Origin of the sequence: Aridibaculum aurantiacum, assembly GCF_017355875.1 — a bacterium.
Classification (GTDB): domain Bacteria; phylum Bacteroidota; class Bacteroidia; order Chitinophagales; family Chitinophagaceae; genus Segetibacter; species Segetibacter aurantiacus.
This window is the reverse complement of the sequence record NZ_JAFEWC010000002.1, coordinates 434,189-458,253: the sequence shown is the minus strand read 5'-3', so window position 1 is coordinate 458,253 and position 24,065 is coordinate 434,189. Positions and strand designations below refer to the sequence as shown.

Sequence of the window (24,065 nt, the reverse complement as noted above, 5' to 3'; positions counted from 1 at the left end):
AAGTTATTTCAAACCTTCCTTGTTACTTAAACGTTTGAAAGTTTCATAATCCCTTATATAATCCTCTTCGTTGTACTTGTGTGATGCCAATACAAGGCAGATGGCTCCCGAAGAGAAGTTAATTTCACTTGCCCATATGTAAGGAGGTATATGTAAACCGTGATAAGGCCTGTTTAGTTGAACCAGCCTCTGCACTTTACCATCATCCAGCAACACCTCGAAACTTCCACTGGCTGCCACCAGGAATTGATGACATTCTTTATGTGCATGAGCACCACGCGATTCTCCCCCAGGTATGTCATACAAATAAAAGATCCGCTCCACATCAAATGGTATCTGAACCTGGTTGGTGACTGGAGTTATATTTCCTGCCCTGAAATGAATCCTATCCAGCTGGACAATTGAGCAGTCGAAGACTGTATTAGAGGTGTTCATTTTTTAAAGCTAAAAATTCATTGAAGTCACGTATATAATCTTGTTCATCGAAAACAGTATTGGCCGAAACGAGTGCCAGGGAATTAGTAGAAAAATTTTCTAATCTTCTCCAGATCATTTGAGGTATGTAAACACCCATATAGGAACGGTTGAGACTATACTTTATTTCCTTTTTACCATCGTGAAGCACAAGGTCAAAACTTCCTGATAAAGCCACTATCAATTCAGCTTGTTGCTTGAATGCATGACTACCTCTTACCTCTCCTCCAGGTACATCATAAATCCAATATACCCGCTGAATTTTGAAAGGAATATGCTGTTCGTTTTGAAAGAATGAGAGGTTTCCCCTTTCATCGAGTATTTTAGGTAACTCTATTATGTATGGCTCTGGCATTTGCATAGGATAAGTATACCGGCTTATTAAGCCGACTTTTTCGGGTCCGAAACCTTGGGCGTCAGCATTCTCTTAATTGTGAAGATCAGTAAAGCTAATATCCCTCCTGCCAATCCAAAGATGATCGCACCTTTCAACCTGCCCATCTTCTTCTTTTTTAGCGGCAAGCGTGGTGAATCAATGATCTGGATCAAAGGAGTTTCTTTACGCAATGATATCTTTGATAGCTCCAGGTTTTTTACCAATTCCTGGTACAGTGCACTGTTTACCTGCACATCTACCTGCTTTCTTTGTACACCCGTACGAACGATCTGGCGCAGCGGATTTACATTAAGATCGTTGGTAGCTGCTACATCCACTATTCCTCCACTTATCAGTCGTCTTACCGAATCTGTCTGCCGCTGCAGGATACTTAGATTTTGCTTCCCCTTTAAACTCTTATAATCTATATAGTAGTCTATAACATTATTTACCAGGTTCTCAAGAAATAGCTTAGCAAATAATTCATCTTCGGAGCGAAAAGTAGCTGAAACAATTGTTAGTTTTTTGTCGACCCTGCCAATGTTCAAACGCGTTAATGCATCCTGGTAAAATACATCCATGATACTGTCGCGCTTCCTGTTACCTGGCTGCTGGTCTACCTCAAAAGTTACTTGTTGATCTTTGGCAAAATCTTTATCGGTAGCACGTATATAATAGTTAACGAGTAATTCCTTCTTCCCATTGATATCTACTGGTGTGAGAAAAGTATTCTCTACAATTCTCCTACTCCTGATCAATTCGATAAGATTATCTCCTTCAAAAGCGCCACCCCCACCAGCAGACATATCTATACCAAATGTTGCTGCTAATGATGCATAACCGCCTAGTCCGCCTTTACTTTCTCCCTCTGCAGCGAAAGTAAGTTCACTTGTATATTCTGTTTTTTGAGACCAGGCATACAGCACTCCAAGCACAGCAAATACAAGGGCTATAAGAGCTATTATAAGCCACTTGCTCATGATATACCTAAACCATCCCCTTATGATATGATTTACCTCAACCAGCGATATCTCTTTATCAGTACTCATCTTTATTTCCAGGCAATCATTTTACAATTAGATAATATGAAGCATTAGATCATGTTTAAAAACTGTGCTCAAAATAAATATTCAGCATATCCAAGGCACAGCTTCGCCTACTCAGTCACAACGACCTTATAACAAACTTCCCCCTGCACGTACACAAAAACATGAAAATGCCAGCTGTTACGTGAAAAGTTTCGCAAATATGGAGGAAAATCTCTTATGTTGACCTGAAAGTACCAAGTTGCCTTAAGGCAAGAAGATCCAGGTAAGTTGCTTTCGAATAGATTGAATTGATGTAATAGAGTTAAACTTACTCATTTCACTTACAGTAACTGTCTTATAATTCTTGTTCGAATCGAAATCCTCACTAAAATATCATGAGTATTATCCACTTCTTACCGGTAAAGACTTACAAGCTTACTTCAAGTTGATGATCAGAGTCAATAATACCCCCGCAAAAGATGTAAGTGCTGTAGTTATACCAACAATCTCACCAGTTGTCATCCTGCGTTTTTCGGTTTCATGTTTTTTAGGAACTATGATCTCTGCACCAGGTGTTACCCGCGGGAAACTTTTGAAAAAGAGGAAATTGCTTGTTTTGGCCGCATTACCATTTGGATAAAGAACATATACCCGCGCCTTCCGTGCATTATCTGTAAATCCACCTGCACGGCCTATATAATCCTTCAGGTCCATATCTTCTTCGTACACCACACGTGTAGGAAAAAGTACCTCGCCGCTAATCCGTACTTCCATTTTCTCTTTCGGGATATTGAGTATATCACCATCTTCCATTACAATATCTTCTTTACCTCCAGGGTTAGCCAGGATAGAACTAAGATTGATGGCGATCTGGTCTACCGGGCGTGATACTTCCTGCTCCACTTTCCCGGTGCTATCCTTCAATTGCTCCTGTATCTTGGTCACCTTTTCAGAGTTCAGCTGGTTTACTACATTATGATTGTTTACCCGTGTCAGGTAACCACCCATTTTATAAGCCTGGTTAGTTAAGCCACCAGCACGTCTAATTACATCACTTACTCTTTCGTTCTTGTTTCGCAATACATATGGTCCAGGGAAGATCACCTCTCCTTCCACACGCACATTTACCTGCGCCTGGTAACCAGGATTTCTTCTAACCACCACAGCATCATAAGGAGTTAACTGGATGTCTCTTCCATTTTGCTCCAAGTCAGCAATGGAAGTAACATCTATAACATCTGCAATCTGTATATCCGCTACACCAAAACTGTCTTTGCGTATACGGCGTGCAACTTCTATTTTCTGCGGAATAGCTGCATCTGTAAAACCACCTGCTAAAAGTATCAGGTCTTTTAAAGTCATGTTTTCTACATAAGGATAGTTACCTACACGCCTTACCTCACCTGTTATAGAAACTTGACGTTCTTCCCGCAAAAGTGTGTTTGATGTGATGATCACTTCATCATTTCGGCGAAGCTCCAGGTTGCGCTGTCCCTGCATCACCTCAGCAGGATTAAAAGCAAGATATTCAGGGGTAAGATCAGCCTTTTGCCTCATGATGATACCACGCTTTGCAAAAGCATCTTCTTTCAGCCCCTGTGCCCTCACTAAAAGATCGTACAAGGTCATACCTGGTGATAGTTCATAATCGCCAGGTAGGTAAACAGCACCAGAAACAGTAACTCGGTTGGTATAACGTTCTACCAGTTTCTTTACAAGAAAACTCTCTGCCCTGCTTGGTGTATAGGTACTGAATTGTGCTTTTTCAATATCGATGATCCTTTTTTCAGTATCAGTTGATTTATATGCGGTAACGCTGGCAGTGTAGGCGCTATCAGAAAAGCCACCTGCAAAACCTAATAGGTTTTCAAAGGTTTCACCTGGCAATACTTCAAACAACCCTGGACGCTTCACCTCACCAGCCAGCCCTACCCTTACTTTATAAGCAGGAACGCGGATAACATCCTGGTCGCGCAACTGCAGGTTACCTGCCTGGTCTCCTTTCAGCAGCACGTCATATATGTCGAGTAGCTGTATCTTTTTACCTCCGCGAATAAGTTCTATCTCACGAAAACTACCGATCTCATTCGGTCCACCAGAAAGATATAAAGCATTAAAAGCTGTAGCCAAAGATGGCAATGTATAACTACCTGGCTTTTTAACCTCTCCCAGAACAGTCACCCTTATACTCCGGATCCTGCCTACAGACAGGTTGATCTTGGTGAGTCCTGAACGTATAAGCGAATAACCGGATGTCGCCAGTTTGTTCCTGATCTTATCGGTAGCTTGTTCTAATGTAAGACCTGCTACATATATGACTCCTACATTAGGAATGATAATGCTTCCTTCAGGACTAACGGTAAGCGTATAATTAGCTTCCTGGTAACCGTAGATATTTAATATTATCTGGTCGTCCGGCCCTAAAACATAGCCAACGGGCGTTGCTATTTTCAGGTTAGGCTCAAAAACGCCACCAGGAAGGTTGAAAATTTCGAAACCGAAGATCTTCTGCGGATTTTTCACTTCTGCTATAGACTCTTGTGTTTCGTTATAACGGGTTTTATCGGAATTATCGAGTGACGACCTGTTATTGTCATTAGGATTATCTGTAGTATTTGTCTGTTGTAAAGCCTTTTGAATCCTAGTGCGCAATGCGGCAGCTTCCGAAGCCAACATTCCGCGTGATAGCATTTGCTCATACGCCTGCTGGTCAGAAACTTTGTTTTCGCGGAGGTAGGCAGCTATCTGCACCACCCTTTCCTCCGGGATGTCACTGGATCTTACATTGTAAAGATTAGAGGGAAGATTAGGTATCTGGGCAAACAAACACCAAGAGAACGCCAGCAAAACAAGGGTCAGGAATATCTTGAGCTTCGACATACTTAAAATCTGGTAAAAATTAGTGCGCAATTTAAAGGCTTTTGACAAAGGAAGTAGTTAAAGATGCTGCAGAACCAGTATTTGGAGCGGATAGCGGGTGCAGGTGAAGAGTGAGTACGAACAAAAAAAGGTAATAAGGAAGGGCCTTATTACCTTTTAATGATATGAATAAACGTGTACACTAGTTGTTTCTGATACCAATCATGCTTTTATGTTTCTATTGGTTCAGGTAAATGTTCTAATGAGGCTTGTTCACTCCTGCCAAACCAACAGTTGCCAACCTACCTTAAGGTTATGATTGAGCTTCTTTTACATGATAAACAGATGGAGTCATCACTTTCACATTGGTACCACGAGTAGTAGTTGAACTACAAATGGCGTCTATTGTTATATTAAGCCCTTCTTGTAATGTTATCTTGGGACTGTAACCAGATGCAAGCATCTTCTCACCAGAGAATTGTGTTGTAGCACAAAATTTCTTTATTCTAACACTACTGATAGCGTACCTCGTGTTGGTTATTTTAGATAATAAATCAATGCATTTAGCAGCTGAATAACCAAAAACATAAGGTATTCGTATAGGTGGCAGCTTCTTCTTCAGTACTTTTTCGACAAAAAGCAATAACTCATTAACTGAGTAATCAGGATTATCTACATAGTTGAATATGTGTGATCCATTGTTGATATTATTCAGACAATGCTCAATAAATCCTGAAACATTATCAACATAAGCTAAAGATTTTTTGTTGTGGCCCTTCCCCACCATCATAAACTTTCCATTAACCAACTGGTTCAGGAGATTATATACGTTTCCTTTATTACCCGGACCAAAAACAACCGTTGGCCGAATAACGATAAGAGTCCTTTCACCAGGACATTCCTCTTGCCATTTAACTAGTAACTGCTCTGCCTGTAGCTTACTTTTTCCGTAATGATTAAATGGATTAGGTGTAGCGTCTTCTGTGGTATCTTCAGAATTTAGGCCGTAAACAGCCACAGAACTAGTAAAAATAATTTTATTAATATCCTTTTTTATACACGTATCTATAACATTTTGCGTGCCCTGTACGTTTACATCATAATATAGGGAAACGGGTGATACATCGTCTCGGTGCTCCGCTGCTAAAAGAATAACTGCCGAGGTGTCATAAGGAATATATTCTTCAAGCTTTCCTTTATCCCTTACATCAGCGACACGGCTAAGAGAAGAATGTTGCCAGGATTGGTTTTTATCCAGGTTCAATATATCTGAAGTCGGATTTAAGAGATTAATCAGATTTGTCCCGATAAATCCGGAGCCTCCAATTATAACAGTCTTCATGTGTAGGTAGGGGGTTTGTTATACCTGAAAATTGTACTATTCTGATAACAGGACAAGCGATGGCAAACTAGTACATAATTTTCTAATCTTCTAATCCCTCAGAAGATAGAAAGGTTTTTAATTATGATTTAAGCAGGATCAGGAAATCGCACCCTCCTTCCGCAGGTAAGGAATATAAGTTCATGAGTCTATAGGACGAACCATGAAAGCCGCCTGCTAAATGTATTGTTTCAGCTTTTTAATCACACGCTTAACAGGGTAAAGAAGGGGGTATGAAACCTGATTTTCCCTAAATGCCTTTTTTATGTTGAGGTTACCAACAATGATATTTTTTAATGAACCAGTACTCGCACCTCCCATACGCATGTTCACTATTACCTCATCTAGGTAATGTGCTTTAAGACTATGTACATGAAAGAGACGCAGCATCATTTCAAAATCACTTGAAACAGCAAAGTCTGGTTTATAAAAACCAAAATCATCGTAGCATCTACGTTTTACATAAACTGCAGGGTGTGGTGGGTGCCAACCGGAAGTAAACGGTCTTTGGCGACCTGCAATCCATTTCCGCACAGGTTTGTTCATCTGGTCGCTTGAACTCATCCAGATATTACCATAAACAATATCAGGCTGAGCAGATAAAAAAGCATTTGCTACTTTTTGCAACACAGTGCTGGAATAAAAAAGATCATCTGAATTTAAGATACCTATTATTTCACCAGTCGCCATGCTAATGCCTTTATTCATGGCATCATATAAACCATTATCCGGTTCAGAAACAACGATATTTATTTTCGGACCATAGCTCCTGATAATTTCTAAGGTGCCATCAGTAGACCCCCCATCAATGATGATGTATTGGATGTGCGGATACGATTGTGAAAGCACACTTTCAATAGTTTCAGCTATTGTTTTTGCGCTATTGAAACAAACGGTGATTATAGAGATAGTCATTCTACCTGCTTATTAAGCTACTTCCTGGAAAACTTTATATACTTGCTGCAAATGAGATTCAAGTTTAAAGTTTTCATGTACATGTTGCAATGCCTTACTACTCATTGCATGATAAACTGCAGGTTCATCTACCAACTCACGAATCTTAAGAGCAATATCTGCAGGTGAACCATATGGAACTAAAAAACCTGTGCTATTGTCTAACACCATATCTGGAATGGCACGGTACCTGGTTGAAATAACCACCTGGCCATAAGACATTGCCTCTAATATAGAAACAGGTTGCCCTTCTGTTCGGTAATTGGTAGGCAGCAAAAAGAAATGAGCAGAAGAAAGCAGTGTTTCTTTTTTTTCTCCACCAACCACTCCATGAAAAATCACATTCCCATCTACATTATAATCGTGGATCAACTTGTAAAAATAAGCTTCAGGATCACCATTTCTGACCAAATCATCGTCTTCAGGACTTGACATGAAAGCTCCGCAAAAATGGCAAATGATATTCTTCTGATCATATTCATGCACAAGTATTCTTACAGCCGCAAGAACATCTAAATAACCCTTTGATTCAATCAAGTTAGACAGGAATAACAGGTGAATTTTTTCATCAGCAGTTTCTGGGAGCTTCTTCGGATAAATGTTAGCCGTTAGTGGAACTCCATAAGGAACAGCCTTTATTCTATTACCTAAAGATGGTGTTAGCGTAAAACTCGGTTTGATACTTTCACCTAAAATAATTACACGATCAACAAGTGAATAAATCTTCTTATTTAGAAGCTTAAATAAAGAATTCTTTGTACTTAAAAACTCACTATAATCTCCGCAATGAAAATGAAGGATTGTCTTATGCCCCCACAAGCTGCTCCAAAGGATGAAAGGCATATTCCGGTAAAATCCAATTACAGATCTTGCACCACTTAAATAAATAATTTTTCTTGATATTCCTGACTTATATATGAATTTAATCATCAAACATGCAAATGAAAATACTTTTTGAAGTTTACCTTTTAGGGTATCAGGTTCATGATGATCTGGAATGGGTAAAACGGAAATATCAGGATGCTTTTCCACTAAGTGCTTCAATATCCTATCAGTGGCAATAGCCTGGCCATTAACAACAGGAGGAAGTAGCCCTACAAAAACAATTTTTCTCATTGAAAGATAATTAAAAACAAAAGCCTATTCCACCTCCCGGGTACCAATGATCAAGTGGCTCTTCTTTATAGAAAAGATACTTTTTGCCTTTTGCCATCGAGAATTTCAGTAGCTCATCCGTTACATGGGAGTTATCCCCCAAAATGATCGCATTTTCAGACAGCTTTGGAAAGATAGTCTCATACTCCCTATACTCATACTCAGCAGAGTGATCACTGTCATTGATAAAAAGGTCCACTTGCTTATCAAATTGCTGCAGACTGTTAACAGAATCACCATAAAGTATTTTACCCACACTAGAATATTTACCATCCAGCATATACCCTGCTTCGGGATTAATATCTGTTCCATAGTAAAAGCCATCAAATCCTTCTGCTTTATTACGCAGCAAAGCTGCGCATAATGTGACAGCTCCTAACCCTTTGTCGATCCCTGTTTCTATAACAACTTTAGGCTTGGTGATCCGCGCCATGATATACCAGCCGATCCGTTTATGAAGGTCGCATCTCAAGTCTGCCACCGACCTTTGATCAGATGCTTGAATCTTCTTTATCACATGCGCCTTTAGTTCTTCATCATCCTGAACTTCATTTCCAAGACCTTCCACGTCTTGATAGGATCTTCCTGTTACTACAGATATGAGCTGATACAGTGTTTGCAAGTTTCTCTTAGTAAGAGGATACGTAAAATTGGTATCTTCTTTCGATGATACTGACCACTTAAGGATCTGCCAATAACGATGGTTATAGTATTGTGAGGCAACTGCAATCCGCGGCACAATATTTAAAATTCTTGAACTTCTGATAATGTTCTTAACCTGGTGTCTCATATTGATTTCTTAGGGTTCAATCACTTATTGGCTTATTGCCATACATAACCACAATTGATGATAGAAGTATAGATAAAGTATTCTCACTTTTCTTGCAGAAAGCTTACTCATGACCTATATCCATCTTCATAAGATCAATTTCCTGGTGGCGGTTTTGTTCTAGAAAGGTTGCAAGATTCAAAGCTCGATTCAGTGATTTAGAGTTCTGTTTTTTTGAAAAAAATCCTTTTACCGGTTCCTGTAGGTCTTATTAACTTTTTTACAAAATCCGAGGATTTTATAACATGTTGTATAATGCTAACTGGCACCAGTTTCTTTACCAAGCTTCTCAAGCGTAAGTTGGCAGTACTTGTTACAGGCTGATTATGTTTCCACGAAATATTCTCATAATCACTCTGAAGTGGTGGCCTGGAAAAAATTTCTTTTTTTGTAACCCTTTGCGCAATTATAAATAAATAGGAAGGTGAGGTATTAGATAACAAGACGCGGCTTTTCACTTCATTCGGGTCCGATACTTCATAAACAGTAGCACCCTTTTTATCTATGTAAAAAAGCATCCTAACAATCTTAAAACCATTTTCTTCATTAAATATCCTGAAGTATAACTCGGGACTAAACTGGTAAAATCCATGCCCGAAGAAGTTGTTCGCTGGTGTTATACCAATATAAGTTCCACCCGTCTCTAATAATTCCAAACAATTTTTTATTGCAATAGGAAAATTGAAAACATGCTCCAATGTCCCTCCGTCAACTACAGCAGTATACTTTCCTTTCAGGTGGTCAGGAATTGGCAGGTTCATATCGTGAATGATAGAAGCATTCTCATATTCAGAAGCATCTATCGAGTCTATAACAGATGCACCCAATGTTTCAAACAGTGGTTCTGAATATCCATTTTGACCTAATAAAATTTTTGAAGCATCAGCTGTTTGATAACCTGATGCAGATAGAATTTTTTTTAATTCTCCAGCAGATAAATGTAAACCCTGCCTTCCAATGGTCACTACTTTTTCGTAGCTCACTCCATCGGATTTGGCTTTCACAATAAGGCGGGCGCCATTTATATCTAAGCCCATAGTTGAAGTAAAGTATTTAGTTGATGAAGATGAAAGCAGAAGAAGGCTAGCCCTTTCTTCCTACCTTTTTCACCTCCGTCTTTATAATTGTGTAATAATCTTTGAAAACTGCATCTAATGCATCCTGAACATCTCCTTTAACTTCTTTAAATGCTGAAGGCTTTTGCTGGTAATAATACTTTTCGGCGCTAAACCATATTACTCCATTAGGTTTTTTCCCTTTGTAACCAGAATTCACTATCCAACCAAGGTGTTGTTGAAATTCTTCAGTAGGTATAGCCTGTAAGCCTTCTTCGGCATTACTGTTATGCCAGCGATGCCATATAAAAACATACACAGGCTTTTTCAACTGGTGAGCAAGTTTCATTACCACCTCCATATTATTCTTGTGGTAATTTTCATTCTGTTGATGAATATTCCTGTCAGGATAAAAATCATATAAAGAAGGCAGGAGTATGTCACACTGCTTTAGCAACTTTATCAATTTATTATTTACTGGCTCCCTGAGATCTTTCTGCCAATAAAAAGTAAATGGTATATAATAAAAGCCCCAACGAACATTAGGGCGAGTAGCTTTTGCAATACGTAAAACCGTCAAAAACTTTTCTATGGCAGCATTGAAACAAACGCTACCTACAGGACATTCTTTTAGCTGATCAAATGTTTTTCCTTCCCAATCTAATATTCCAATTCCCTTTGCTTTTACACCAGGAAAGCTTTTTGTAATGCCATCAACTAAAGCTGCCGAGTCAACAATCTCATCTCCATCCGGATCAATATACCGACCATCTATCAGTGGCACTATACTTACATTATCTTTTTTAAGCATTGCCTTTGTTGCTGGGGAAAGATCTCCCATGCAGACTATGATCTCGGTACCAAACGCAGCTCTGGCAGAAAACATCACAACTGATATAAGGAGCAGAAACCTGTTTAATTTAAATATCACTTTCTAAGGAGGCTTTTAATTTGTCTTTTGAACGGAACATACCTGATGATGCTTCTCAGCTTTTGCATGGGTGTACCAAAATGCTTCAGGAAGGCGTTGTAAAAATCAATATCGATGCTGTCTTCAAAAACAACTTCTATCTTGTCAGTCATTCGCTCTGTCTGCTGAAGAAAAATGTTGCTGCCACAATTCTCCCCTGTGCCATCAAAGCCATTATTGATAACCAAACTTTTTGAGGGATACACACTTAATCCATTTCTCTTAAACACCTGGTAATACCAGTTTATAGCCCACGATTTATTTCGCTCGGTCATAAACATGTGGTGGTAGTTATAATGAGCTAAATTGAACCTACCACGCAAAGCAAAAGAGGGTTTAACCAGGGCGGCTGGAGGTGTATCCAAAGAAAAGATTTTCCACTTTTGTTTCCACGTAGCCCAGCCCCACGATGAGATGTAAGGAAGTAAAACAGACTTTTTTAAAGATGTACTGATCGGGAACATGTAGCCTGAGACGGCGTACACATTACCAGCATTTTCATAGGCTTGCAATGCCTCATTCATATATAGGATGAAACCTTGGGAAACCACAAGGTCATCCTCAAGAACGATCACTCTTCCATATTGATTTACCAAGGTTGTTACGCCACTTACAATAGAAGGTGCTAAACCTTTATTGTTTTCACTTAAAACAAACTGGAAGCTTTTACTCCAATTTGATTGCTTTGCTTCCTCAACAAGTTGTACTATCTGCTGCTGTTTTTCTCTGTCCTGTTCGTTACGTGGACCATCGCAATAAACATATACATCTGTTTCGGCTATACCTGTTGATGACTGCAAGGAGCGCAATGTTTCCTTTAGGTGCAGCGGCCGGTTGTAAGTAAAAATAACAACAGGTGCTTTCATCAGTCTACTGCAAGTTTTTGATGATAGGTAGATGCAATGAGGACAGACCAAGGCCACAGGTCAACTCCCATAAACAATGCACCAGATAATAGTGAAGTAAATATGATAGCCAGCATGATCATACCAAAAGGGAAATACTTGCTTTGCCGTAAAAGCATGAAGGATTTGAAGATTACAAAGCCAAGGAAGCTGATAAAAAAGAACCCTCCTAAAACGCCTGTAGCCATAAGTGCTTCTACTACTATATTGTGTGGGTAGTACCCATCAAAAGTGCCAACGAAACTAGAACCAAGAAATGGATGTCGGAGGAAATCGTGCCAGGCTGCAGTAATTGAAAGGTCTCTTTCTTCTCCTTCTAAACCTTTTTCAAAGGAAAAGCTGATCCTTGTAATGAACTCAAGATCTACATCAGCAATAGAAGGCCAAACGAATAGAGCGAATGCAACTGTTAGGGCTATTCCTACAACAAAAAATTTCAATAGTCCCCTTATTGAAAACCTGTTCAAGCGCCATGCATTTACTAAAATCACAACCAGGGCTAAAGCGGTAAATAACATTGGACCGCGGGAAGCACCCATCATAATATTCAAGAGGCCAAGTAGAAGGGCGATGATAATACCTGATCGTTTAACCATATTCAGCCTCCATTGTTTTGTTATCAAAATGATCAACGAAAGAATGAAGAGATAAGAGCCATATAAGCTGATGGTGATTGGATTGATAGTTGCCTTTCCCTCATCACTCGCTAACCATAGTCTTGATTGTAATATTTCAAGGCTGAACCCTTGTTTTACTATTACTAAAAGAAAAATAATTATGTTGGATGATAGAACAAGCCCAAACATTACTGGTAGCGCTTTGTTCAGGTTGATTTTTTTTGCTATCAGTAAAATAGCTAAAGACGGTAACAGGCAATTTCCGAAGGCAAAGGAATAGATAGCAAAATTTGTATCTACATTGTTTGGCACTTTTAATATAGAAATATCGATAAACAGGCGAATGCTATAGACAAGCCAGAATGCAAGGAAAAGGTAAATAGGAATAGAGGTTTTAAAATCTTCTTTCTTTCTACCCAACACCACCAGTATAATGTATACCGCCATAGCTACACAAACCAACCGGTAAGCCATATTAAAAGGACGAGAAGAAGCTCCCAATATTGTGGGAATACAAGCAGAAATAGGATAAGCAAAACTTAATAAACATACCAACCAGATCGCTACCTTCTGAGGAGAGTAGTCCAACTTGTAAAACAGTGGATTGGTTAACTTCACTGGTTCTTCAGTTTATATGGATGATACTGTAGTTTATCAAGAATACCTTTTGCCAAACCCTCTAAGCCATATTCTTTAAATAGAATTGAATATTTAAACTTCCTGTTTTGCCAGGAAGCAATACTTGATAAGCCCCCCCTCAAATAAGATGCTACAGGTAGAGGAACGTAAACAAATTCAGCACCTGTTTTATAAATGTCAATTACCAGTTTAAGATCTCCGTACACCTTATACCGCTCAACATATTTAAGCTTATCCTGAAGTTTTACACGGTTGAAGAACATCGATTGATGACAAGTCATCAATTGACCGAAAGGCAAACTGGCAACAGAAAACGCAGGTACAAGCGAACCGTCTGCTGCCACTAATGTATCTCCATAAACAATACCAGCTTCCGGGTATTGCTGCAGTTGCAAGTCACCAATAATGCTTTCACTACAAAAAGTATCACCGGCATTCATGAAGTTGACCCACGTACCTGTAGCTCGTGCTATTCCTTTGTTCATCGCATCAAAAACACCATTATCTTTCTCTGAGACCAGGACATTAATATGCGACTTATAATTTTCAATTATCTCTAAAGTTCCGTCAGTAGACCCTCCATCAATCACTATATACTCAATGTCGGGGTATTGCAACTCCAGCACATTTTGAATAGTAGCTTCAATTGTGCTGCAGGCATTATACACAGCTGTAATGATACTAACGCGCGGAAGTTTCATTACCTGCGTTTGTTATAAAAGAGCGCTCCCATAGGTAAGGCATAAACTCTTGCCATGCATAAACCCCATCAGCATAGGTTGCTGCAGGATTATTTATTATCTGCCTGATCTTCTTCGAAACCTCTTTTGCATTGATCAGTGATGCATTGATGAATGCTGAAGAACTTAATGTATCCTCCAACTCTTCCTTCCACGGCCCCTTCATCCATTCCAACATAGGAGTATTAAATCCAACTTTCGATTTACGGCTAAGTATCTCCTGCGGCATAATATCCTTCAGCGCATCTCTCAGAATAGCCTTTGTAAATCCATTTTTTATTTTTGAATTCCATGGAATTGAAAGCAAAAAAGTGACTACCCGGTAATCTAGAAAAGGCATTCTTACTTCTACACTGCTTGCCATTGAATACCTATCGTAATTGCGAAGCAGTGTTGGCAGAATGGTATTGTGTGACATGTTGTATAAGAGTGAATTGAAGTGGCTCAGTCCCTCCAACTTCTTATATCTTTTTATAGGAAGTCGCATCCGGTTCTTAAGTATTCTGCGGTTAGCCACATGCATCAGGTTCACCATATTAATCCTTCCTACATATTGTGTCAATTCTTTTGCTGCCTCTATATTTCCAGGCCCTTTGTAACCAGCCACTAAAGTGGATTTGCGCGTGTTTACCAGTTGTTTAAATACCTTGAAATCAAAACCTTCATCAAAAGCTGCCTCGTAAAAATCATAGTTATAACCACACAATAATTCATCTGCGCCATGGCCATCAATAGTCACCACTACTCCACCTTCCCTTACAGCTTTGTACGTCTGTATCATTGGGATCGGGGAAGTCATGTATAGATCTTCACACAGGTAAATGTACTCCTGCAACTTATCATATTGACCTGCACCATCTACAGTTATAAATGTATTGTTGATGCCTAATTTATCCGTAACGCTCCTTGCATAATCAGCTTCATCCCATGGAGTATTTTTTATTGATGCAACAAAGGCATGCTGCCAATCATTTGATTGTCGCTCTGCCTTATGCTGCTTGTTTATATGATCCATGGTACAAATGGTAGCAGTAGAGTCCAAACCACCACTTAATGTAGTACCAATGGATACATCTGAACGCATTCTTATTTTGCATGCATCAATAAATAATTCACGGAACTGCTCCACTTGCTCATTATAATCAGCAGGCACCTCCTGTAAATGATCAAGGGTATTCCAGAACTTTTTTACTGACAATTGCATGCTGTCAAAATCAAACACACCAATACTTCCTGCTGGAAATCTTTTTATTCCAGCAATCAAACATTTATCTGTGCTCTCGTACAAAAAGATGTTTTGCCTGCACCAGTCAAAATCATCGGAAGGTCGCACTTCATCAAGGAAGGGTATGATGGCCTTCATCTCGGATGCAAAAACAAACTGCTTTGACAACGTGTAGAACAATGGCTTCTTCCCAAACCTATCCCTGCTAAGTACTAGTTTATTATTCAGCTTATCCCAGATAGCCAACGCCCACATGCCATTGAACTTCAGGAAGCATCCCTCACCCCATTTTGTGTATGCAGCCAGTACTACTTCAGTATCACTGTCTGACTTAAAAGTATACCCGCTCTTTTCGAGCTCTTTCCTTATCTCTAAGAAATTGTATATCTCACCATTAAATGTGATAACGTAGTTGCCATAGTGCATAGGCTGCTTTCCATTATCAGATACATCAAGAATGGATAACCTTCTATGACCTAAAGTAATATTTACATCATCACTCCAGGTACCATACCCGTCGGGGCCACGATGGTACAGTTTATCTAAGGCCTGTTTGAACGGTATTGGATCAGCAGCAGGTACTCTGCCTAGTATGCCACACACTACTTATAAAATTTCTTGGTTATTCCTCCTGTCCTGGAAACTAGTAGGAGGTCCTTGATTTTTGTTTTGAAATAACAAACGATCGGGTTCAAATTCCTGTATAAAATCAAAGTTGTAGGATAATTCGAATTGTTGTGTTGAACCACTTGCAATATTGCCCCAGCGCGCCTGTATGAATATGGGTGTCGTCCATATTGGCTCGGATCTCTAAAAGAAGCTAAGCGATATTTTTTAGATAATAAACTCAACACAGATTGATCGTGTCTATGATCAATAAAATCAGGAGCGTTCGCAACAACAGAAAGGTCATCCGAGATCACATTCCTGTCACAGCATAATTTTAAATACTCCTTTGCAAGCTTCAAGCTTTCTGCAGATTTCTTAAGCAAGACAAATGTGGCAAGCCGTTGATTAGAAGATTGAAATATTTCTGTATCGCAGCCTAATTGCTTGAAAGCATCTGCTTTGGTATACTGTCGTTCTACAAAAGGCAAGTCAAAAACCATTACATCCTGTCCAGTCCGTTCCAGGGCCTGTATCAGTTTATTTATACTACCCGTAAAAAAAGATCCGGAGTCGCAGTAAAAAAGGTAATCTCCATCCTGCAATAGCGAAAGATGTTTATTGATAAGATATGGCTTCCACAACCAGTAGCCATTTCCCCTTTTTGAAAGAAGAATTGCCTTATTCTCTTCCGAAAAACTTTGTTCTATACTTTCTGGTCCCTCTTCTATTACTTTATCAAATCCAGCAATCCATTTTCCTGTAATGGAATTCAGCCTTTGACGCCACTTCCAACCAGGAGATGCATAATTCAATAATACCTTCATCTAAAATGCAGGCTGCAACTTTCTAAACGAGAAGTTTAGGTTCTTGTACGAGGTAAAAAATAAAGTAAATGAGCCTAATACCTTAGCAGTAACAATCAACTCTAGAGACATGTAGTTTAGCAACTTTCCAATAACAAGAACAGCACACACTACTATGACAGATAAGCTAAGGGAAAGAAGCTGGCTTCGGATAATCGATAAGCCATTCAGAACATTGATTACCACCGCAGCAAAATAATTAAGGAACACAAAGAGTCCGAAGATCAGTAACAACAGGAAGCTTACATCAGCACCCACATTGAAAAGTAACTTCATTATTGGGTTGAAGAAAACAATCACTATAGCTACCACCACAGCTACCAAAGCACTTCCTCTAAAATATTTTTGTGTAACTCCTACCAGTGCTTGTATATCATTTTGTGCACGAAGATGTGTAGCCTGCGACCATAGCGGAATGATGGATATGGCATACAAAGAGATGATAACATTAAAAACCTTGTTGATGATAGCATAGGTAGCCATTGCTCTAACACCAATTGTTGATGATACAAGGATAGCATCAAAGTTTACCAATACCATGCTAACCGCCTGGAGTAAAAAGAAACCAAAGCCAATCTTCACGAGGCTGTAAGACTCTTTAATGAAGTTGGCGTTCCATATGAACCTGAATCGGATCTTTCTAAAAAGAAAAATTATTAGAGGGACAGAAGTGACCAATTGGCTGACTACAAAATAGGTAACAATGGTAGCTAACTCTGCTGGCTCTGCCTGCACATAAGCATGCACCTGCAGTGCTGCATAAAAAAGAAAAACCTGCAGGAACTGAACAATGCTATTTAATTGGCTGCGCTGGATAGAAAACGCCAGCATATTTCCCAGCACCAATAACAGGTTGAAACAACTAAACACGTACAAGGCCTGGAATGAACTCTTGATCTCCGATGTTGTGATTGTGGTCTCTTTGAATAAAAACTGTGGGTCAATACCGGATATGAGCAAAAGGCCAATAGGCAATAGCCCGATCAACAAAAGCACCAGTAGCAAGATAACATTGCTAATGTTTTTGTTCAAAGAGTGCTGATCGTTGTGAGATATGTTTTGGGCGGTAGCATTTCGTAAACTGTTACTTAAACCAAAATTGGCTAATGCTATGTATTCAATTGCTACAAGAAAAACCTGCCAGATTCCAAATCTTTCAGTGCCCAATACCTGCAATAAAGCCCTGATGGTAAGAAAAGAAAACAACAGGTACAGCAACCTAAAGAGGTAGTTGTAAACATGTGGCCGCAGATCTTTGGACAGTAGCTTTGCGAGCATTACTTATAAAGTTGAACCAGTATTACATCAGGCAGGTATTTATCATCTACCTGCTGCCTTTGTTTTTGATTTTGTAAAACCTTGGCAAAAGCCAATGGCGATGCAACAATACTGGCAGCAATTTTTGTTTTTGAAGATTGCTTCATTTCCTTTACCAACCTCCAGGTTGTAAAAGCCCTGCTCAATGGCTTTACTGCATCCTCCAGCCAAACCTTTACTTGTAACTGGCATTTTGCTGCTAATGTTTCGTATGCTTTAATTGTCCACCTTGTCATGTGGTGTGGCGGATGGTTAAGCGGGTCATACCAATCAGTTTCAAAACTCATTGGTGATAAAGGTGTACTAATAAATAAAGCACCACCTGCTGCAAGTAAGCTGGCTGCAGTGCTTACAAAACCCTTTGGATCCTCTACATGCTCCAGCACGTGGAAAGCAACAATGACATCGTATGCCAATTCCTTCTGCCTGCACAGTTCCACGTATTCATCCAGGTATGAATGATATGCGTTTAATCCTGCATCAACACATGCTGCTACACTTTCCGGTGTGGTCTCCAACCCATCTATTTCTGCATTTGGGCACTTCTCCTTAACCAACTTCATGAACAATCCACTGCCACACCCAATATCCAACACTTTTACTTTTTTACCAGTGGGTAAAGAATTGATATGATCTATTACTTGCAAGTACTCAGAACGCAAGTGAGGATAATAGGTAGTTCGCGTAGTAATCCATGAATAAAAAGCATCATTTCCTTGTATAAGCGGGTAAGCAAATTCTAGTGTACAACCTTTGCACTGATGGATAAAATAATCTGTATCCAGTATCTTTCTATCCACCTTACTGGAATAATATTTTTCCAGGTTTTCTACAATGAAAGCCTGGCTAAGCTGTTTTACCTGGTTGGTAGCGCTTGCACAAACAGGACATTTTACTTCCATTTGCATTATTGTAATTAGGTAGAATATTTAGTGTAGGATCGCTTTATAACCAGGTATAACGCTGTTATGAAGAAGCATGCTAATGCTCCTAATAACATCAATTTTATTTTACCGGCTTTCACTCTTTTCAACGGTAGTTGAGGCGTATCAATTACCTGGTAAAGAGGTGTCTCTTTCTGCAGGTTAATTTTAGCTAGCTCCAGGTTCTTAATGATCTCACCATAAGCAGCACTCATCACCGTACTATTTACCTGTTCTCGCTGTATAGGCGCCCTGTTAATCTGCAATGCCGGGTTTAAATTGTAGGTTCGGTCAACGTGTGAGGCTGTAGAAACAATGCTTCCACCTAAGACACGCCTGATGCTGTCAGCTTCACGTTGCAGCATTTGAAGATTTTGCCGAGCAAGGTAGGTCTTGGTCTCTATATAAAAGTTGGCTGTTTCATCCATCAAAAAGCGCGTAAGAAAACAGGAGATAACTTCATTGGTAGAAGTTGTACTCACCTGGAAGACACTTAACTTTTTATCTAAACGAGACACTGATAAACACTTCTTTACAATCATTCCATGTAGCTCTCTTAAAAGGCTGTCCTGCACAGGAGTGATGGCCGCAGCATCTGCAGGAAAAGGAAGTAGCTTCTTTAACCTTTCACTCTTAGCCCAACTTTCATCCAGCTTATATTCTTTCATTAGCAGGTTTGCCAGTATTTCATCCTGGCTTTCCGGCTTCTTTAGCAAAGCTGCTTTGATCATCCTTTCCGACTTAAAAAGCGTGAGTATGTTATCTCCTGCAAAAGCGTTGTTCGTACCGGAGCTTCCAAAATCCACGCCCAGTTGACTTGCGACACCTGATAAACCTGTCGGTTTATTTTCTGAAGAAAGAACAAAGGTGAGTTGACCTGTGTAAGTTGGTTTAGAAACTACAGCTACCACATAACCAGCCATTACCCCGATCACGGTCGAGACAGCCAGCACCGGCCATTTTCTTAAGAAAAAGCGCACCAATGCCCCAATTTTAGCAAATAGTTCTTTGACTGTTATTTCTTCTTTCAAGCTGATTGTATTACCTGGTAGAATTTAGAATTGCTATTACAACACCAGCAAGCGATGCAAATGCACTTGCAAGACCTACTGTTTCTGCCGTAGTTCTTCGTGAAGGCACCTTTTCTACCGTATGAGGAATAATGATTTGAGAACCTGGCTTTACTTCAGGGTAGTTTTTGAAGAACAAAAATCTTCGGGTAGTGGCTGCTTTACCATTCGCATATAAAACATAAGCTTTGGACTTACGAGCGTTGTCAGCAAAACCACCTGCATCGCTTATATATTCTTTTAGCGATTTATTGGGTGCATATGGCACTTTGGTTGGAAAAAGTATTTCGCCCGTAACCGAAATCTCTTCATCATTTCGAGGAACAAAAAGTTCATCACCAGGTTTTAGCAATAGATCGTATGCATTACCTGGCTTACTTATAATCTGCGATAGGTCAAGAGGAATAAGATCATAAGGACGATTAATTGAACTGGTTACGGTACCTGTAGTATCCTTCATTTGTCGCTGGATCTTTTCAACTTTAGCTGCTTCTACACTTCGTACCAGGTTTCCGGGGTTATGTCTTACCAGGTATGCACCATCTGCATATGCCTCAGGGGAAAGTCCACCAGCACGGCGCAAAAGATCACTAACCCGCTCCATCCTATTAGCAATTACATAAGGCCCCGGGTACTGAACCTGGCCTACAGCACTAACAGACTCTAGTTGTAAATACCCCGGCATCCGGCGAACCGTCACAACATCATAAGGATATAATGTAATATCGTGCTGATCGAATGAAAAATCTGTTACATCAGTAATCTCTATTATTTCACTCAATCGTGCATCGGTAGCAGTAAGTGTATCACGTCTTATGCGGCGGGCAATCTCAATTCGCTGAGGAAAGGCTGCATCTGAAAAACCTCCAGCTTTGAACAATAACGACTTTAAGGTTAAACTGTCAGAATATTGAAAAGCACCCGGGTTCCTTACTTCCCCTTGTACAGTTACTGAAAACTGATCGCGCAATTCAAAGATGGAAGAAATGGTCACTTCATCTTCCCTCTTCAATGGCAGGTCATTGATCCCCTTCATCACATTCATCACATTGAATGGGATGATCTCAACAGACAGATCTTCTTTAAGTCTCTTCACGTGCCCTCTTTCTGCAAAAGCATCTTCACGTAAGCCATCTGCTTTTCTAATTAAGCCACCTATGGTTAAGCCATCTACTAATTCAAATGTTCCTGGTCTTAATACAGCACCTGCAACGGCTACCCTGTTCTGGTACCTATCTAATACCCTTGCCACTTCTATTACGTCACCCGAGCCGGGGATGTAATTCGGGTATTGATTAGCATCAAGATCCAGTACACGCCTATCACGCGGAGTTATTTGTTGCACTTTTACAGAAGCCCGGTAGGCATTATCTGTAAATCCACTCGCATATTGAAGCAGGATATTGAACGTTTCTTTTTGAAGTAGTTCATAAAAACCCTGGCGCCTCACCTCTCCTGCCAGTTCCACACGCTTGTTGTATGGTGGAATACGTACAACATCATTTTCGCGCAGCCGTACATTATCTTGTTGATCACCTTTCAGTAAGAAATTATATAGATCTATTTTACGTTCCACCTTATTACCCCGTAGTAATTCTATTTCTCTGAAACTACCAATAGCAGAAGGACCACCAGCCAGGTAGAGAACATTAAAAAGCGTAGAAAGTGAAGAAACGGTATATGTTCCTGGTTTTACAGCGCCAAGTACAGTAACTCTTATACTTCTAATTCTTCCTAATGTCACCGACAGCTTGGATGCACCAGTTCGCAAAGTACCGTATGCAATAGAAGCCATCTTGTTTTTGATCCTTGAACTTGCAGCCTCTACCGTTTCACCAGCTACTCGTATCAAACCTACATTAGGAATATAAATTGATCCTTCAGGAGATACCGTTAAAGCAAAGGATGCTTCTTGAACCCCGTAAACACTAATCAGTAACTCATCATCCGGCCCGAGTTCATAATTAACAGGAGTAGCAATTTTGAGATCAGGCTGAAAGGACAATGAAGTTGTTCCAAATAATTCAGAACCAAATACTGTACTTATGGGAGACAACATAGCGGCAGATGCACTGGTGGCTACTTCAGTTGCAGTATAAGTTCTGCTGGCCGTTCCATTACTTGGTGTAGATGTACTTCCCTGGAGGGAAACCAACCTTTTCCGGAGAGCAACCAACTCTGTAGCAGGCAGCCGCCGTGAAACTGCCAACTGCTCTGCCTGGGCCTCGGTAAGACCCATAGATTTCGCCTGTTGCTGAAAGCTTCGCAGTTCCTCATCCGTTAAGCTGCTAATTTTTACATTACTCAGATCACTCGAATTCAGGTTGAACTGCGCCTCTACAGAAGCTGAAAAAAACAGGAATAGAATAAATAAACGTAAGTACCCACTCATATATACTAGTTATAGCTTCGCCACCTCAGTCACATTAGCTGATTGATAATACAAAAAAAGGCAACATACCATGTCACCTCAGTTACTAGAGCCTATCAGTTAACAAATACTGGAAATATCACAAGAAGAAACACCTCTTTCCATTTCAGGGTCACGATTGAAAATCGCATAAATATATAGACAAATACAAATGCACCATCATTAAAGAATACTTAGAAAAGATCTTCCATTTGAAATTTCTTAGGAAGAGCAATTATCTTCCATCCGAAATTCTTGTGCATGATTAAGAATCTAGCCTCAGCTTCATATTTTAAACAGATGCCGGAAGCAGTTAAGTCAATCTTGCTCAAGGCCCTTACACTCTTCATAATATGGAAGTTGTTGTATCACCTGGTTCTTTATCCATTTAGGTTTCCTGATCGTGATCTCACACAATTAACCGCAGCACACACATCCTGGCTTTACAATATTTTATTACCGGGATCAAATGCCACCTTAAAACATGAAGAGTTACCGGACTTTACCAAAACCAGTTTGTTGGTGAACAATAAAACAGCGGTTGGGATAGCAGATGGTTGCAACGCACTTGAGATACATGTCCTTTATGTTGGCTTCCTGCTGTGCATTCCAGCTTCCCGGAATAAGAAGTTGGCTTATATAATCCTCGGTATTGCCGGTATCTATATACTTAATTTATTCAGATGCTTTGGTCTTGCCTGGCTGTACCTGCACAATTATTCAATAGCCAATTTTGCTCACCATTATTTGTTCAAGATGATCATCTATGGAATCATATTCTTCACATGGACAAGGTTCGCAAAAAACTTCTTCAGGAATGTCTAAAAGGATCTGGTGGGTGGCTGCTGGCATTACCATCATCTACTGGGGCACTTACCAGGGCATAGAAGGCTACAAACTCTTTACTTACATCAAGCCGATCTATAAATATTCAATCAACTTCTTTTTATTACTGTTGGTTTATCTTGTTGGATGGTATGGGTTGAAGAAAGAAAAAAAAGACTGGATGCAAGGCACCTGGTTTTGGGTGTATGGCTTCGTAATCTTGGGCGTACTGTTCTTTGGTACGCTGGATCTACTTTTTGGCGTAGGTAATACAAACTTGCGAAACTTCCTATTTAGCCTGAGAATGTTTTTCACAAGTCCCCTACCTTTTGGAATACTTGTACTACTGTCACGGATGGAAAAGCCAGTTGCTGTTGGCAATAAGCAACAGTAAATTTCGCTTTACAGAACAGTAACTGTATTCATCAAAGATCCTCTCCCAGTTACACGTACCACATTGGCTACATAACCATTTTTTCAAAAAAGACATGCTGACTACAAACAGCTATAAAGCAAAATAGCGGCTGGTAACCAAGCCGCTTTATCACAATCAATCTTTTAATCTACTCAGTAACTTCTTTGCTATTTCTGTTCTTTCTTGCATCGTAACCTTTCTTGGCTACATAACCAACGCCTGCAGCCAATAGTAAACTCAAACCACCATCAATAGGGGCATCAGGATCACCGCCCGGATCAATATCGGTCTGTGCATTCAGAAGTACCGGCATCATAAAGGCCACCAGGATAAAGAAGGCTGAAAGAAGTTTAGATCTCATAACAGTTTGTTTAAGCTTACATGTATATGTTCTGGGATATTCAATGGCAAATAGTTATGGTACAA

22 protein-coding genes are annotated in these 24,065 nt (G+C 39.8%); 2 read left to right on the top strand and 20 right to left on the bottom strand.

The genetic code is table 11. The features are described 5' to 3' along the window. Positions 1-3: 3 nt before the first annotated feature. From J4N22_RS13320 to J4N22_RS13230, 19 genes are all read right to left on the bottom strand, one after another. The gene (locus tag J4N22_RS13320) at positions 4-435 is read right to left on the bottom strand and encodes a sugar 3,4-ketoisomerase (protein WP_207495328.1); all 432 of its coding nucleotides are present in this window, start codon (positions 433-435) and stop codon (positions 4-6) included. Beyond that, positions 422-835, bottom strand: coding sequence for a sugar 3,4-ketoisomerase (locus J4N22_RS13315; protein ID WP_207495327.1), 414 nt, complete (start codon positions 833-835; stop codon positions 422-424). The genes J4N22_RS13320 and J4N22_RS13315 overlap by 14 nt, the downstream gene beginning before the upstream one ends. Positions 836-855: 20 nt before the next feature. Beyond that, positions 856-1,899, bottom strand: coding sequence for a Wzz/FepE/Etk N-terminal domain-containing protein (locus tag J4N22_RS13310; protein ID WP_207495326.1), 1,044 nt, complete (start codon positions 1,897-1,899; stop codon positions 856-858). Between the two features lie 414 nt (positions 1,900-2,313). After that, complete coding sequence (locus J4N22_RS13305; RefSeq protein WP_207495325.1) at positions 2,314-4,758, bottom strand: SLBB domain-containing protein; 2,445 nt, start codon at positions 4,756-4,758, stop codon at positions 2,314-2,316. Between the two features lie 292 nt (positions 4,759-5,050). After that, positions 5,051-6,079 (bottom strand): NAD-dependent epimerase/dehydratase family protein, encoded by a 1,029-nt coding sequence (locus J4N22_RS13300; protein WP_207495324.1) that lies wholly within the window; start codon positions 6,077-6,079, stop codon positions 5,051-5,053. A gap of 216 nt (positions 6,080-6,295) precedes the next feature. Next, on the bottom strand, positions 6,296-7,033 hold the full coding sequence (locus J4N22_RS13295) for a glycosyltransferase family 2 protein (protein WP_207495323.1): 738 nt from the start codon (positions 7,031-7,033) through the stop codon (positions 6,296-6,298). A gap of 12 nt (positions 7,034-7,045) precedes the next feature. Then, entirely contained in the window at positions 7,046-8,188 is a 1,143-nt protein-coding gene (locus J4N22_RS13290; protein WP_207495321.1) for a glycosyltransferase family 4 protein, read from the bottom strand. A 10-nt stretch (positions 8,189-8,198) separates the two neighbouring features. Continuing rightward, entirely contained in the window at positions 8,199-9,017 is an 819-nt protein-coding gene (locus J4N22_RS13285; protein WP_207495320.1) for a class I SAM-dependent methyltransferase, read from the bottom strand. A 197-nt stretch (positions 9,018-9,214) separates the two neighbouring features. Next, complete coding sequence (locus J4N22_RS13280) at positions 9,215-10,093, bottom strand: class I SAM-dependent methyltransferase (RefSeq protein WP_207495319.1); 879 nt, start codon at positions 10,091-10,093, stop codon at positions 9,215-9,217. Between the two features lie 46 nt (positions 10,094-10,139). Continuing rightward, a complete protein-coding gene (locus J4N22_RS13275; RefSeq protein WP_207495318.1) occupies positions 10,140-10,922 on the bottom strand; it encodes a hypothetical protein in 783 nt (260 codons plus the stop codon). A gap of 116 nt (positions 10,923-11,038) precedes the next feature. Next, positions 11,039-11,947: a glycosyltransferase family A protein gene (locus tag J4N22_RS13270; protein WP_207495317.1), complete on the bottom strand. Its 909-nt coding sequence runs from the start codon at positions 11,945-11,947 to the stop codon at positions 11,039-11,041. Continuing rightward, positions 11,947-13,221, bottom strand: a complete 1,275-nt coding sequence (locus J4N22_RS13265; protein ID WP_207495316.1) for an O-antigen ligase family protein — start codon at positions 13,219-13,221, stop codon at positions 11,947-11,949. The genes J4N22_RS13270 and J4N22_RS13265 overlap by 1 nt, the downstream gene beginning before the upstream one ends. Next, positions 13,218-13,943: a glycosyltransferase family 2 protein gene (locus tag J4N22_RS13260; protein WP_207495315.1), complete on the bottom strand. Its 726-nt coding sequence runs from the start codon at positions 13,941-13,943 to the stop codon at positions 13,218-13,220. Before J4N22_RS13260 ends, J4N22_RS13265 begins: the two co-directional genes overlap by 4 nt. Then, positions 13,924-15,810, bottom strand: coding sequence for an asparagine synthase (glutamine-hydrolyzing) (gene asnB, locus J4N22_RS13255; protein WP_207495314.1), 1,887 nt, complete (start codon positions 15,808-15,810; stop codon positions 13,924-13,926). Before asnB ends, J4N22_RS13260 begins: the two co-directional genes overlap by 20 nt. Continuing rightward, on the bottom strand, positions 15,810-16,640 hold the full coding sequence (locus J4N22_RS13250) for a hypothetical protein (protein WP_207495313.1): 831 nt from the start codon (positions 16,638-16,640) through the stop codon (positions 15,810-15,812). Before J4N22_RS13250 ends, asnB begins: the two co-directional genes overlap by 1 nt. Further along, entirely contained in the window at positions 16,641-17,957 is a 1,317-nt protein-coding gene (locus tag J4N22_RS13245; RefSeq protein WP_207495311.1) for an oligosaccharide flippase family protein, read from the bottom strand. Beyond that, on the bottom strand, positions 17,957-18,904 hold the full coding sequence (locus tag J4N22_RS13240; protein ID WP_207495309.1) for a class I SAM-dependent methyltransferase: 948 nt from the start codon (positions 18,902-18,904) through the stop codon (positions 17,957-17,959). Before J4N22_RS13240 ends, J4N22_RS13245 begins: the two co-directional genes overlap by 1 nt. An 8-nt stretch (positions 18,905-18,912) precedes the next feature. Further along, on the bottom strand, positions 18,913-19,950 hold the full coding sequence (locus J4N22_RS13235) for a GumC domain-containing protein (RefSeq protein ID WP_207495307.1): 1,038 nt from the start codon (positions 19,948-19,950) through the stop codon (positions 18,913-18,915). 10 nt (positions 19,951-19,960) lie between these two features. Further along, positions 19,961-22,381, bottom strand: coding sequence for an SLBB domain-containing protein (locus tag J4N22_RS13230; RefSeq protein WP_207495305.1), 2,421 nt, complete (start codon positions 22,379-22,381; stop codon positions 19,961-19,963). Between the two features lie 279 nt (positions 22,382-22,660). Between J4N22_RS13230 and J4N22_RS13225 the strand changes: the two genes are divergently transcribed. Both J4N22_RS13225 and J4N22_RS13220 read left to right on the top strand, forming a co-directional pair. After that, positions 22,661-23,224: an archaeosortase/exosortase family protein gene (locus J4N22_RS13225; protein WP_207495304.1), complete on the top strand. Its 564-nt coding sequence runs from the start codon at positions 22,661-22,663 to the stop codon at positions 23,222-23,224. Next, positions 23,217-23,618 (top strand): hypothetical protein, encoded by a 402-nt coding sequence (locus tag J4N22_RS13220; RefSeq protein WP_207495302.1) that lies wholly within the window; start codon positions 23,217-23,219, stop codon positions 23,616-23,618. The genes J4N22_RS13225 and J4N22_RS13220 overlap by 8 nt, the downstream gene beginning before the upstream one ends. Before the next feature lie 169 nt (positions 23,619-23,787). On the opposite strand, the gene J4N22_RS13215 is transcribed toward J4N22_RS13220, so the two are convergent. Then, a complete protein-coding gene (locus J4N22_RS13215) occupies positions 23,788-24,000 on the bottom strand; it encodes a PID-CTERM protein-sorting domain-containing protein (RefSeq protein ID WP_207495300.1) in 213 nt (70 codons plus the stop codon). Positions 24,001-24,065: the final 65 nt, after the last annotated feature.